This is a genomic window from Cuneatibacter sp. NSJ-177, assembly GCF_022867805.1.
Classification (GTDB): Bacteria; Bacillota; Clostridia; order Lachnospirales; family Lachnospiraceae; genus Pseudolachnospira.
This window is the reverse complement of record NZ_JALIFO010000002.1, coordinates 209,866-222,813: the sequence shown is the minus strand read 5'-3', so window position 1 is coordinate 222,813 and position 12,948 is coordinate 209,866. Positions and strand designations below refer to the sequence as shown.

The following is a 12,948-nucleotide window of genomic DNA, read 5'->3' as shown; positions in this document are numbered from 1 at the left end:
AGAAACCAATTAGTCAGGGGAGTCTGAACATGCAATATATCATGAAGGGGGGAAACCCTCTGGTCGGCGAAGTGGTAATCAGCGGCGCTAAGAATGCTGCATTAGGAATTCTGGCGGCTGCCATCATGACCGATGAGCCTGTCTTCATAGACAACCTGCCGGATGTCCAGGATATCCGGGTCCTGCTGGATGCCATGCGGGAGATCGGTGTCATCGTAGAACGGCGGGACAACCATTCGGTCAAAATTAACGGGAGCAATATCCACAAGGTTCGCGTGGATAATGCCTACATCAGGAAAATCCGGGCCGGCTATTACCTTTTAGGCGCTCTGCTCGGAAAATACCGTCATGCGGAGGTAGCCCTCCCCGGAGGCTGCAATATCGGGAGCCGTCCCATCGACCAGCATTTAAAAGGCTTCCGCGCGATGAATGCTCAGGTGGACGTGCTCCACGGCTGCGTGATCGCCGATGCGAAGCAGTTGGCCGGCGGGCATATCTATCTGGATATGGTTTCGGTGGGAGCGACGATCAATGTGATGCTGGCCGCTGTGCTGGCCCTGGGCAACACCACCATCGAGAACGCCGCCAAGGAGCCTCATGTGGTGGACGTCGCCAATATGCTGAATTCCATGGGAGCCAACATTAAGGGGGCCGGGACCGACGTGATCCGGATCCGCGGCGTGGAGCGGCTCCACGGCACGGAGTACACGATCATCCCGGATCAGATTGAAGCCGGTACCTTCATGTTCGCCGCCGCGGTGACAAAGGGCGACGTGATGGTGAAGAATGTGATTCCAAAGCACATGGAGGCGGTCTCCTCGAAACTTTTGGAGATGGGCTGCGAGGTAGCTGAGTTTGACGATACGATCCGTGTCGTCGGGAAGCCCCAGCTTCGTTCCTGTAATGTAAAGACTCTGCCGTACCCCGGATTTCCGACGGACATGCAGCCTCAGATGTGTGTGACGCTGACGCTGGCCGGCGGGACAGGGATTGTAACCGAAAGTATCTTTGAAAATCGATTCAAGTATGTGGACGAGCTGACCAAGATGGGAGCTCAGATCAAGGTTGAGAGCAATGTGGCTGTGATCGACGGCGTCAACCGCCTGACCGGAGCCGAGCTGGTAGCGCCGGATCTGCGGGCCGGAGCCGCGCTGGTGCTGGCGGGATTAAGCGCCGAGGGAATCACGACCGTAGATAACATCGAATACATTCTTCGTGGATACGAAGGCTTTGATAAAAAGCTCCAGGGCTTGGGAGCAATGATTGAACTGGTCAGCGACGAGCGGGAAGCGCGGAAATTCCGGCTCCGCGTGGGCTGACAGGGAAGAATTGAAAAAGGGATCGGACAAGCATGAGAAGAAAAGAGTGACTGGACGTCAAGGTTCGGTCACTCTTTTCTTCTCGGCTTTTCCGGAAATACGAAAGCCTCCCCAGTTATCCACGCTGGGGAGGCTTCCTAAAAGGTATAGAGAGATTGGGAAAGAACGGTCCGATCCGTCCTCCCTGCCCGCAGGCAGCTTTTTTGCTTGGCTAGGGCGGCAAAGCTGCGGGTGCGGGATTCGAAGAGTAAAAGTTCATAAGCACGTACGGTTTCCCGTCTCAGAATCAGGAAAAAATAAAACCGCTCTTTTAAGCGGCATCCTGATGGGCGCGATTCCTTCTCGCATCCCTTCATCTATCTGCCATCTGGGTGGGTCGTCGATAAATCTTATTATAAGCAGGTCTTCTGACTTGCGGATCCAAACGCTGCTCTCCCTTCCCGATTTCTCAGTGGTATTTGAGAGGCGCTCCCCGCTCACAGCTGCGAGACAGCTCCGGATTTACACCGGATTCCCTTTTCACCTGTTTTTGACAGGCACTTATAACGTGCAATATGAAACTCATTTTTATTATATGACAGAACAGCCGTAAAAGCAAGGCCTGTGAAAAAAATAATTTACCCGGTCTTCCCGCCGGCAGGACTGCCTGGCAATAAGAAATCGTTGCCGGTGTACTGGAAAAATGCAGGATCCAGCATTGATTCTTGAGGGCGTAATGAAGTATAATCATGTTTGACAAGAGAGGAGACAGGGATTTGACAGGAGATAGGGGCATGAATCCAAATGAGATCAATATCCGAACCGCCGGACTGGACGATGCGGAAGAAATCCTCCGCATTTACGCGCCATATGTAACAAAAACGGCAATCACATTTGAATATGAGGTGCCGGACCTCCGGGAATGGGAGGAGAGGATGAAACGTACGTTGAAACGCTATCCTTACCTCGTTGCGGAAAAAAACGGAATCCTTTTAGGCTATGCGTATACCGGGCCGTTTATTGGGAGAAGCGCCTATGACTGGTCTGCGGAAGTGAGTATTTATGTGAGAGAAGATCAAAAGGGGAAGGGCGTTGGAAAAATTCTCTACCATGCCTTAGAGGAAATATCCAAAGCACAAAATATCCGGAATCTGAACGCCTGCATCGGCTATCCAGAAACCGAAGACCAGTATTTGACAAAAAACAGTGTGCAGTTTCACGAACATATGGGGTATCAACTCGTTGGGGAATTTCATCAATGCGGGTATAAATTCGGAACCTGGTACAACATGGTTTGGATGGAGAAAAAAATCGGGCCGCACGGACCGGAGCCGCTGCCCGTCCTTGCTTTTCCGGATTTCGATCCAGAGGAATTGCGGCGGATGGGAATCCATAAAAACATTTTCAAAAAGTATCCATCCCCAAACGAGTAAAAATGCAAAGAAAAGTCTCCGATTTTACCCATATTCCCATCAAAAATGTGGGAAACTTGCAATAGGGAAGCTTTTTGGGTATAATACATATAAATAGAGAGCAAATGTACACTTCTGCTGGAAAGGTATTATTTACCGGCGGCAAAATGAAGGAGGAAATAAAGAATGAGTATTCGTGTTGCAATCAATGGTTTCGGCCGCATCGGCCGTTTGGCGTTTCGCAAAGTTTTTGGAGATCCGGAGTTTGAAGTGGTTGCCATCAACGACCTGGCCAAGCCGGATATGCTGGGTTATCTTCTGAAATATGACAGCGTACAGGGCTGCTATGCCAGAGAACATCAGGTGACCAACGATGAAGATTCCATCGCAGTAGACGGCGTTAGAATTCCGATCTTTGCCAAGGCGAATCCGGCGGAGCTTCCGTGGAAGGAACTGGATGTGGATATCGTTCTGGAGTGCACCGGCTTCTTCGCCTCCAAGGCGAAATCCCAGGCGCATCTGGAAGCAGGCGCGAAGAAGGTGCTGATTTCCGCACCGGCCGGCAGCGATCTGCCGACGATTGTGTACGGCGTCAACCACCAAAAGCTGACCAAAGATGATTTGATCGTATCCGGCGCCAGCTGCACCACCAACTGCCTGGCCCCCATGGCCAAGGTCTTGAACCAGTACCGGGAACTCCGCACCGGATTCATGACGACCATTCACGCCTACACCGGTGACCAGATGATTCTGGACGGCCCCCACCGCAAGGGAGATTTCCGCCGTGCCAGAGCGGGCGCCATCAATATCGTGCCCAACAGCACCGGCGCGGCCAAGGCGATCGGACTGGTGATCCCGGAGCTGGACGGCAAGCTGATCGGCTCCGCCCAGCGTGTGCCCGTGGCTTCCGGCTCCATCACCATTTTGGATGCGACGCTGAAGGATGACACAGAAAGCGTCAGCGTGGAGGGAATCAACGCCGCCATGAAGGCAGCTGCCAATGAGTCTTTCGGTTATACCGAAGAACAGCTGGTGTCCACCGATATCATCGGCATGTCTTACGGCTCCCTGTTCGACGCCACCCAGACGTTGGCCCAGAGATGCGGCACCAAGATTTATGAAGTAAGAGTCGTTTCCTGGTATGATAATGAGATGAGCTATACCAGCCAGCTGGTCCGCACGCTGAAATATATGGCAAACCTGCGGTAAAACGGCGTGTATGTCATACCGTTTCCCTATCAGCAACTAGGGAAAAAGTAATTGACAGAACAGAAAATAGATTTTATAATTAAGCCCATATTTAGCAAAGGCGCTGTGAGAGCAATCTCACGGCGCTTTTTCCCTTCTGCTCCGGTTGGCCGAAAATGTACATTGCCTGGAGACAGGAAACAAAATGTGAGTAGGGGGTTTCAAATATGGAATATTCAGCAGTAAACACAATCTGGGTTCTGGTCGGAGCCGCTTTGGTGTTTTTTATGCAGGCAGGGTTTGCCATGGTGGAGACCGGCTTTACGAGAGCAAAGAATGCAGGGAACATTATCATGAAGAACCTGATGGATTTTGCAATCGGGACGCCGCTCTATTGGCTGGCCGGTTTCGGTATGATGTTCGGCGGCGCAGGGGCTCTGGTCGGAGGCCTGGACCCGCTGGTCCTCGGCGACTACAGCTCGGTCTTGCCGGAAGGCGTACCTCTCCCGGCTTTCCTGATCTTTCAGACGGTCTTCTGCGCCACGGCAGCTACTATTGTTTCCGGAGCTATGGCGGAGAGAACAAAATTCCTCTCGTACTGTATTTACAGCGCTATCATCAGCCTGGTGGTCTATCCGATTTCCGGCCACTGGATCTGGGGCGGCGGCTGGCTTTCCCAGATGGGTTTTCATGATTTTGCAGGTTCCACAGCAGTCCACATGGTCGGTGGCATGGCGGCCTTGGCCGGGGCCAAGATTCTTGGACCCCGGATCGGGAAGTACGATAAGGACGGGAAACCGAAGGCGATCCTGGGCCACAGCCTGACACTGGGCGCTCTGGGCGTGTTCATCCTATGGTTCTGCTGGTTCGGATTCAACGGCTGCTCTACGGTCAGCATGACCGGCGCGGAAACTATTTTTTCGGCAGGGAATATCTTCGTGACCACCAACCTGGCGGCGGCTACCTCCACGGTGGCGACGATGATCATCACCTGGGTCCGTTACGGAAAACCGGATATCTCCATGACCTTGAACGGTTCTCTGGCCGGGCTGGTGGCCATCACGGCCGGCTGTGATGCGGTGGATCCGTCCGGTGCATTTTTTATCGGTCTGATTGCCTCTTTTGTGGTTGTCTTCGGGATCGAGTTCGTGGACCGCGTTTTAAAGATCGACGATCCGGTCGGCGCTATCGGGGTTCACGGTCTGTGCGGAGCTACCGGTACAATTCTGACCGGGGTATTTGCCAAATACCTGGTGGATGAAGCGGGAAAACCGCTGGGGCTGCTCTACGGCGGAGGGTTCCACTTCCTGGGGGTTGAGGTTTTGGGCGTTGTCACCGTAGCGGTTTACGTGCTGGCGCTGATGTCAGTTGTATTCCTGACGATCAAGCATACCATAGGCCTGAGAGCCGGAGCGGAAGAAGAGATCCGCGGCCTGGATGTGACGGAGCATGGGATCAGCAGTTCTTATGCAGACTTTATGCCGAGCACAGCCTCCTCCGTAACCTCGGTGATGCCGCCGGTTGATCTGGGAGAGGTCCCGGTGGAAGCCGCTGTGACCGTGGAGGCGATGCCGCTGGAGAAAGTGGAGCAGGCAAAAGAAGCGAAGATTACCAAAGTGGATATTGTGACCAATGCCTCGAAATTCGAAGAGCTGAAAAACGCGATGGCGCTGATCGGTGTCACCGGCATGACCGTGACCAATGTCCTGGGCTGCGGAATCCAGAAGGGAAGCGCCGGTTATTACCGGGGCGTCGCCGTGGAACCCCATCTTCTTCCTAAGATGCAGGTGGAGATCGTAGTCTCTAAAGTCCCGGTAGAAACGGTGATCGAGACGGCCAAGAAGGTTTTATACACAGGGCATGTCGGAGATGGGAAAATCTTTCTTTACAATGTGGAAAATGTGGTGAAGATTCGGACCGGAGAAGAAGGGTATGATGCCCTGCAGGATGAATGATAATTAAAATAGATCAAGAAAAATGATTAAATTTATCACTGGCCAAAACCACAGGAACGTGTTATAGTATGCTTCGAAAGGCGATGAAGAGGAAGAGTAGCCGCAAAGTGGATTCCAGAAAGCTGCCGGGCGATGCGAGGCAGTTGAAGCGAAGCGGTGAACTGGCCTCGGAGCTGCAAACCGAAAAGGACCAAAACGCCCCAGTAAGAATTGCCGGACCGTCCCCCGTTACCCGGACAGGATATAACGAGCCCAGCTCAAGTATCCCAGAGTGCATGTGAAAACATGAAGTAGAGTGGTACCGCGAAAGCAACATTTCGTCTCTACAGCCAAATGGCTGTAGGGACTTTTTTTGTTAGCTACGAGCCGGGCGCTCGCCAGATTGCCGGGACCCGCCGGGGTGCTAGCACACCGGCGGGTCCCGGCAATCAGGCGAGCATCAGGCGACAGCCTCAAGCGAGATGCAGCGAAGCGGAATCTCGCTTGATCCCAGCGAAGCGGAATCTCGCTTGAGCCCGGCGGACTCCTCCGTCAGCTTTCCAAGCCCCCGGACCCCAGAGCCACAAGCGGACTCCTCCGTCAGCTTTCCAAGACCCTAAAACCCAATGCCCAAAACTCCCTAGCCAACCCCACCCAAAAAACCATCACCCCCACGGAGGAATAAAAACCATGAACCCAACTAAATATCATCCCCCCTACTACCTTCCCCCGGTCATGACCTATGACTGGGTCAAGAAAACCGAGATCGACTCCGCCCCCATCTGGTGCAGCGTAGACCTCCGGGACGGCAATCAAGCCCTGATCGAGCCCATGAGCCTGGACGAAAAATTGGAGTTCTTCCAGCTCCTCGTGGATCTCGGCTTCAAAGAAATCGAAGTCGGCTTTCCCGCCGCCTCCGACACGGAATACCAATTTGTCCGCGCTTTAATTGAGAGAAACATGATCCCAGACGATGTCTCCATCCAAGTGCTGACCCAGGCCAGAGAGCACATCATCAAGAAAACTTTTGAGTCCTTAAAAGGCGCGAAGCATGCCATCGTCCACCTGTATAATTCCACTTCCCGCGCCCAGCGTGAGCAGGTCTTCCGTAAAACCAAGGAAGAGATCAAGCAACTTGCCGTGGACGGGGCTCGGATGCTGAAACACCTGGCCGGTGAGACAGAGGGGAACTTTTCTTTCGAATATTCCCCGGAGAGCTTTTCCGGAACCGAGGTGGACTATGCCCTGGAAGTCTGCAATGCGGTTCTTGAAGTCTGGGAACCCACCCCGGAGCACAAGGCCATCATCAACATTCCGACCACGGTGGAGAACGCTTTCCCCCATGTGTTCGGATCTCAGCTGGAATATATGCACAAAAATCTGTACCGCAGGGAAGCGGTCGTCCTCTCCATCCATCCCCACAATGACCGGGGGACCGGAGTGGCTACAGCCGAGGTGGGAATCCTCGCCGGGGCGGACCGGGTGGAAGGAACGCTGTTTGGTAACGGAGAGCGGACCGGCAATGTGGACGTGGTCAACATCGGGATGAACCTGTTTTCCCACGGCGTAGATCCTGGCCTTGATTTCAGCGACATGAAGCATATTGTGGAGGTCTATGAAAAGCTGACCAATATGAAGATTTCCCCCCGTCAGCCCTATGCGGGAGACCTGGTATTCACGGCGTTTTCCGGCTCCCACCAGGACGCGATTGCAAAGGGGCTGACCTGGAAGGAAGAGAAACAAAGCCCCTACTGGGATGTTCCGTATCTGCCCATCGATCCCAAGGACGTCGGCCGCACCTACGATTCGGATGTGATCCGAATCAACAGTCAGTCCGGCAAGGGCGGGGTCAGCTATGTGCTGAAAAACCATTACGGCCTGATCTTGCCGGAAAAGATGCGCGAGGAGGTCGGGTATGCGGTCAAAGGCGTGTCGGACCGGGAGCACAAGGAACTTTCCCCCGAATGGATTTACAGTATTTTTGAAGCACGGTATCTGAGATATCAGGATCTGTTTACTGTCGTGGATTGTCATTTCACGCAGAAAGAGGGAATCACTGCAGAGGCCGTCATCCGGTCGGACGGAAAAGAGACCACGGTGACTGCAGCGGGAAATGGGCGCATCGATGCCGTCAGCAACGCAATCAAGCAGTATTTTCAGTTAAGCTATGAGCTGGCGGTCTATGAAGAGCATGCCTTAACACGAGGATCTTCCTCCAAGGCCGTGGCCTATATCGGCGTGTGCCGGGGCGGAAAGACGGACTGGGGCGTTGGCATCGACGAAGACATTGTCCGGGCATCGATCCATGCGTTGGTGGTGGCGGTCAACCATTGCCTGTTCTGTGCGGGGAAAGGCCAGGATGCCGACATCCGCCTGAGAGAGATCCTGGAATTCATCCAGACCAATTACCGGACCGTCACCTTAGAAGAACTGGCCCGCCGCTTTTACTTGTCGGTCCCTTACCTGTCTAAATACATCAAAGAAAAATCCGGGAAAACGTTCTGCGACACGGTCTCGGAAATCCGGATGCAGCGGGCCTGCACGCTCTTAAGAGGGGAGACGATCTCCGTGGAAAAGGTGGCGGAAAAAGTCGGCTATCCCAGCGTGGAGCACTTTAACCGTCAGTTTAAAAAGCGGTACGGCAGCACGCCCTTAGAATATAGGAACCAAAGGTAGAAGGAAAGCCGGCAAAAAATACCCGGTAATGTAGGAAGCTCCGGCTATTTCGCCGGAGCTTCCTCCATTACCGGCAGACGCCGGGCGTACAGATAGGCATAAGCCTTCCGGTAACGCATTAACCGCTCCAGATCTCTCTTCGTGGGATGATGGATCCGGCTGATATCCATGTTGTGCTTGAGATCCGCTAATTTTACCTGGGTGGCAATGGTATTATATCCAATTTTTTGGATATACTCCTCGTAGGTGTCTTTGGGATCGTGGGTTAAGAGCCGCAGGGCGTCCAGAATTTTCGGCGGAAAGAGGGCCGCCAGGCGGTCCAGGGAAATGGCCGTGTCTTCCGCCACGTCATGGAGCATGGCAGCGATCTTGCTTTCCATCCAGGGGACCTGCCGCGCCACTTCAACCGGGTGGAGCAGATAGGGAGCGCCTCCTTTATCCACCTGTCCCTGATGGGCCTCGGCCGCGATTTCAACCGCCAGCGTATAGATCTGCTGGATCCTGCGCCGCGTCCACCGCATCAGCCAGGAGGCCTCGTCTTTTGTGATTTCCTGAGCCTTCGGGTCAGGGCCGAAGGAGACGGGGAACCATTCCTGCACCGCTCCGGGACGGAATAATTCCGAATGGCCATTCTCTACGCGAAGCAGATCTCCGTCACAGGACGGCGGGGCGGTCAACTGATAATAATGGATATTCATGAGCGATCCCTTCTTATATATAATAGGTAGGAGAGCGTACCGTCGGAGCAGAGTTCTTATCCCGCTCCTTCCTCACTCCACAGATAACGGGAGGTTCGAATTCCGTTTCACACCGTTTGATAAAATACCTGCCGCGCGGTTATTTCTTGGGAATCGGTAGGACTAACTCCATTATATCGGTTCAGCCGCGCTTTTTCAACGTCTGTCCGGAAATTTTTAGATGACAGACGGCGGAAGCTGTGCTACGATAGCAAAACGGAGGAAAAATCATGGCGGACCTCATTTTAATTGGACTGATTGCGGCGGGGGTGATCGCAGCCTTGCGCCGCGGAAAAAAGAAGGGATGCGGCGGCTGCTGCCGCACCTGCGGGCAGGCCTGCCCGGATGCAAAGGAGACGAGGGGTTCCCCGGAACCATCGGACTTATCTGAGAAAAAAAGAAATCCTTGACTTCTCAAAATCTTATGATATAATGAAAAAGCGCGCAATTTCAAGCGTATTCTTTTTGTGCGCATGGGAAAAAGAGTCCCAAAGAAATCTACAGGAGGTGAAACGTATGCCCACATTTAATCAGTTAGTGAGAAAAGGCAGACAGACATCGGAGAAGAAATCCACAGCACCGGCTCTGCAGAGAGGATATAACTCCCTGCACAAGAGAGCGACCAATGAGTCCGCTCCCCAGAAGAGAGGCGTTTGCACGGCTGTGAAGACCACGACCCCGAAGAAGCCCAACTCCGCTCTGAGAAAAATCGCCAGAGTACGTCTTTCTAACGGCATTGAAGTGACAAGCTATATTCCCGGTGAAGGCCACAACCTTCAGGAGCATAGCGTCGTTCTCGTTAGAGGCGGCAGAGTGAAAGACCTGCCCGGTACCCGTTACCACATCGTTCGTGGCACATTGGATACTGCAGGCGTGGCAAACCGTAAACAGGCTCGTTCCAAATACGGCGCCAAGAGACCGAAGAAATAAGGTCTAGTCGCGTAGCACTCTAACTGTACGTGTAGGCATGCGAAACCATAGATTATGTCCTGCACGAACACACGGATAGTGTGAGTACCGATGAATTAAACAACCCCCATAAGAATGGGAAAATATTTAAGGAGGGAAGTAACGTGCCGCGTAAAGGACATACCCAAAAAAGAGACGTGTTAGCCGATCCGCTTTACAACAATAAGGTTGTGACCAAGCTGATTAACAATATCATGCTGGACGGAAAAAGAGGCGTTGCTCAGAAAATTGTATACGGCGCTTTTACCCAGGTGGAGGAGAAAGCTGGAAAGCCTGCCCTGGAAGTGTTCGAGGAGGCCATGAATAACATCATGCCTGTCCTGGAAGTAAAAGCAAAACGTATCGGCGGAGCTACCTACCAGGTGCCGATCGAGGTAAAACCCGAGAGACGCCAGGCTCTGGCTCTGAGATGGCTGACCATGTTCTCCCGCAAGAGAGGCGAGAAGACCATGGTGGACCGTCTTGCCAATGAAATTATGGACGCTTCCAACAACACGGGCGCATCCGTAAAGAGAAAAGAAGACATGCACAAGATGGCAGAAGCCAACAAGGCGTTTGCTCATTATCGTTTTTAATTAGGATTAGGAGGAAAACCTGTGGCTGGAAGAGAATATCCGTTAGAGAGAACCAGGAATATCGGAATCATGGCTCACATCGATGCGGGAAAGACCACGTTGACCGAGCGTATTCTGTATTATACTGGCGTAAACTACAAGATCGGCGATACTCACGAAGGCACCGCTACCATGGACTGGATGGAGCAGGAGCAAGAGCGCGGTATCACGATCACTTCGGCTGCTACCACCTGTCACTGGACCCTGGAGAAGGAACACAAACCGGCTCCCGGTGCCCTGGAACACCGCATCAATATCATCGACACTCCTGGCCACGTGGACTTTACTGTTGAGGTAGAGCGCTCCCTGCGCGTGCTGGACGGTGCCGTCGGCGTGTTCTGTGCCAAGGGTGGTGTGGAACCTCAGTCCGAAAACGTATGGCGTCAGGCGGATACCTACAACGTTCCCCGTATGGCCTTCATCAACAAGATGGACATTCTGGGCGCGAATTTCTATGGTGCCGTGGATCAGATCCGCACCCGTCTGGGCAAAAATGCCATCTGCCTGCAGCTCCCGATCGGAAAGGAAGATGAGTTCAAAGGAATCATCGACCTGTTCGAGATGAGAGCCTATTACTATAACGACGACAAGGGTGAGGATATCACCATCACCGACGTTCCGGAAGATATGAAGGACGACGCCGAGCTGTACCGCACCGAGCTGGTGGAGAAGATCTGCGAGCTGGACGACGATCTGATGATGCAGTACCTGGAGGGTGAGGAGCCTTCCGTCGAGGAGTTGAAGAAAGTTCTGAGAAAGGCTACCTGCGAGTGTACGGCGATCCCGGTATGCTGCGGTTCCGCTTACCGGAATAAGGGCGTTCAGAAGCTTTTGGATGCCGTCATCGAATTCATGCCGTCCCCGGTGGACATCCCGGACATCAAGGGAACCGACCTGGACGGAAATGAGGTAGAGCGCCATTCTTCCGACAATGAACCTTTCTCCGCACTGGCCTTTAAGATCATGGCGGATCCGTTTGTCGGAAAGCTGGCATTCTTCCGCGTGTACTCCGGAACGATGAACTCCGGCTCCTATATCCTGAACGCCACCAAGGGCAAGAAGGAGAGAGTCGGCCGTATCCTGCAGATGCACGCGAATAAGAGACAGGAGCTGGACAAGGTGTACGCCGGCGACATCGCTGCTGCGGTGGGCCTGAAGATCACCACCACCGGCGATACGCTGTGTGACGAACAACACCCCGTAATCCTGGAGTCCATGGTATTCCCGGAGCCGGTTATCGATATCGCCATCGAGCCCAAGACCAAAGCCGGTCAGGACAAGATGGGCGAAGCTCTGGCAAAGCTAGCCGAGGAAGATCCGACCTTCCGCGTTTCCACCAACAAGGAGACCGGACAGACCGTAATCGCCGGCATGGGCGAGCTGCATTTGGAGATCATCGTAGACCGTCTGCTGCGTGAGTTCAAGGTAGAGGCCAATGTGGGCGCCCCTCAGGTTGCCTACAAGGAAGGCTTTACCAAGAGCGTGGAAGTGGACAGCAAGTATGCGAAGCAGTCCGGCGGACGCGGCCAGTATGGTCACTGTAAAGTCCGCTTCGAGCCCATGGACGCCAACGGCGAGAAGACCTTTGAGTTTGTCTCCGAGGTAGTCGGCGGCGCGATTCCGAAGGAATATATTCCGGCAGTCGGCGCAGGAATCGAGGAGGCCTCTAAGGCCGGTATCCTGGCAGGCTTCCCGGTACTCGGCGTAAAAGCTACGGTGTACGACGGATCTTACCATGAGGTTGACTCCAGTGAAATGGCATTTAAGATTGCCGGTTCCATGGCGTTTAAGGATGCGATGCACAAGGCAAATCCTGTGATCCTGGAGCCCATCATGAGAGTCGAGGTTACGACCCCGGAAGAATATATGGGCGACGTAATCGGCGACATCAACAGCCGTCGCGGCCGTATTGAGGGCATGGAGGATCTGAACGGATCCAAAATGGTTCGCGGCTATGTACCGCTGGCGGAAATGTTCGGATATGCGACGGATCTGCGTTCCAAGACCCAGGGCCGCGGAGCTTACTCCATGTTCTTTGACAAGTACGAGCAGGCGCCGAAGTCCGTGCAGGAGAAAATCATCTCCAACCGTCAAAAATAACAAAAATAGCTTGAAAAAAA

At 53.5% G+C, this 12,948-nt stretch carries 10 protein-coding genes, 1 riboswitch and 1 other annotated feature; of the genes, 9 read left to right on the top strand and 1 reads right to left on the bottom strand.

The features are described from left to right. Positions 1-29 precede the first annotated feature (29 nt). The 5 genes from MUB23_RS05155 to MUB23_RS05135 all read left to right on the top strand — a co-directional run bounded on the left by MUB23_RS05155 (position 30) and on the right by MUB23_RS05135 (position 8,508). Positions 30-1,319, top strand: coding sequence for a UDP-N-acetylglucosamine 1-carboxyvinyltransferase (locus MUB23_RS05155; RefSeq protein ID WP_244799274.1), 1,290 nt, complete (start codon positions 30-32; stop codon positions 1,317-1,319). Between the two features lie 380 nt (positions 1,320-1,699). Continuing rightward, positions 1,700-1,878: riboswitch (cobalamin riboswitch) on the bottom strand. A gap of 214 nt (positions 1,879-2,092) precedes the next feature. Next, positions 2,093-2,731, top strand: a complete 639-nt coding sequence (locus tag MUB23_RS05150) for a GNAT family N-acetyltransferase (RefSeq protein WP_244799273.1) — start codon at positions 2,093-2,095, stop codon at positions 2,729-2,731. A 165-nt stretch (positions 2,732-2,896) separates the two neighbouring features. Next, positions 2,897-3,919, top strand: a complete 1,023-nt coding sequence (gene gap / locus MUB23_RS05145; protein WP_244799272.1) for a type I glyceraldehyde-3-phosphate dehydrogenase — start codon at positions 2,897-2,899, stop codon at positions 3,917-3,919. A 206-nt stretch (positions 3,920-4,125) separates the two neighbouring features. Beyond that, positions 4,126-5,853 carry an ammonium transporter gene (locus tag MUB23_RS05140; protein ID WP_244799271.1) on the top strand — a complete coding sequence of 576 codons (1,728 nt, stop codon included), beginning with the start codon at positions 4,126-4,128 and terminating at the stop codon, positions 5,851-5,853. Positions 5,854-5,927: 74 nt separating this feature from the next. Further along, positions 5,928-6,181, top strand: a binding site (T-box leader). 341 nt (positions 6,182-6,522) lie between these two features. Next, complete coding sequence (locus tag MUB23_RS05135) at positions 6,523-8,508, top strand: 2-isopropylmalate synthase (RefSeq protein ID WP_244799270.1); 1,986 nt, start codon at positions 6,523-6,525, stop codon at positions 8,506-8,508. 44 nt (positions 8,509-8,552) lie between these two features. Here the strand turns inward: MUB23_RS05135 and MUB23_RS05130 are convergent, their stop codons facing one another. Beyond that, entirely contained in the window at positions 8,553-9,206 is a 654-nt protein-coding gene (locus MUB23_RS05130; protein WP_244799269.1) for an HD domain-containing protein, read from the bottom strand. A 269-nt stretch (positions 9,207-9,475) separates the two neighbouring features. Here MUB23_RS05130 and MUB23_RS05125 point away from each other — a divergent pair, with 269 nt between their 5' ends. From MUB23_RS05125 to fusA, 4 genes are all read left to right on the top strand, one after another. Further along, the gene (locus MUB23_RS05125) at positions 9,476-9,655 is read left to right on the top strand and encodes a hypothetical protein (RefSeq protein WP_244799268.1); all 180 of its coding nucleotides are present in this window, start codon (positions 9,476-9,478) and stop codon (positions 9,653-9,655) included. 106 nt (positions 9,656-9,761) lie between these two features. Next, the gene (gene rpsL, locus MUB23_RS05120) at positions 9,762-10,175 is read left to right on the top strand and encodes a 30S ribosomal protein S12 (RefSeq protein ID WP_244799267.1); all 414 of its coding nucleotides are present in this window, start codon (positions 9,762-9,764) and stop codon (positions 10,173-10,175) included. A 143-nt stretch (positions 10,176-10,318) separates the two neighbouring features. After that, on the top strand, positions 10,319-10,789 hold the full coding sequence (gene rpsG, locus MUB23_RS05115) for a 30S ribosomal protein S7 (RefSeq protein ID WP_244799266.1): 471 nt from the start codon (positions 10,319-10,321) through the stop codon (positions 10,787-10,789). A 21-nt stretch (positions 10,790-10,810) separates the two neighbouring features. Next, positions 10,811-12,928 (top strand): elongation factor G, encoded by a 2,118-nt coding sequence (fusA, locus tag MUB23_RS05110; protein ID WP_244799265.1) that lies wholly within the window; start codon positions 10,811-10,813, stop codon positions 12,926-12,928. Positions 12,929-12,948 lie beyond the last annotated feature (20 nt).

Coding starts and splice junctions, on each gene's coding strand:
- MUB23_RS05155 (WP_244799274.1), top strand. CDS start 30: ATGCAATATATCATGAAGGGGGGAAACCCTCTGGTCGGCGAAGTGGTA.
- MUB23_RS05150 (WP_244799273.1), top strand. CDS start 2,093: ATGAATCCAAATGAGATCAATATCCGAACCGCCGGACTGGACGATGCG.
- gap (WP_244799272.1), top strand. CDS start 2,897: ATGAGTATTCGTGTTGCAATCAATGGTTTCGGCCGCATCGGCCGTTTG.
- MUB23_RS05140 (WP_244799271.1), top strand. CDS start 4,126: ATGGAATATTCAGCAGTAAACACAATCTGGGTTCTGGTCGGAGCCGCT.
- MUB23_RS05135 (WP_244799270.1), top strand. CDS start 6,523: ATGAACCCAACTAAATATCATCCCCCCTACTACCTTCCCCCGGTCATG.
- MUB23_RS05130 (WP_244799269.1), bottom strand. CDS start 9,206: ATGAATATCCATTATTATCAGTTGACCGCCCCGCCGTCCTGTGACGGA.
- MUB23_RS05125 (WP_244799268.1), top strand. CDS start 9,476: ATGGCGGACCTCATTTTAATTGGACTGATTGCGGCGGGGGTGATCGCA.
- rpsL (WP_244799267.1), top strand. CDS start 9,762: ATGCCCACATTTAATCAGTTAGTGAGAAAAGGCAGACAGACATCGGAG.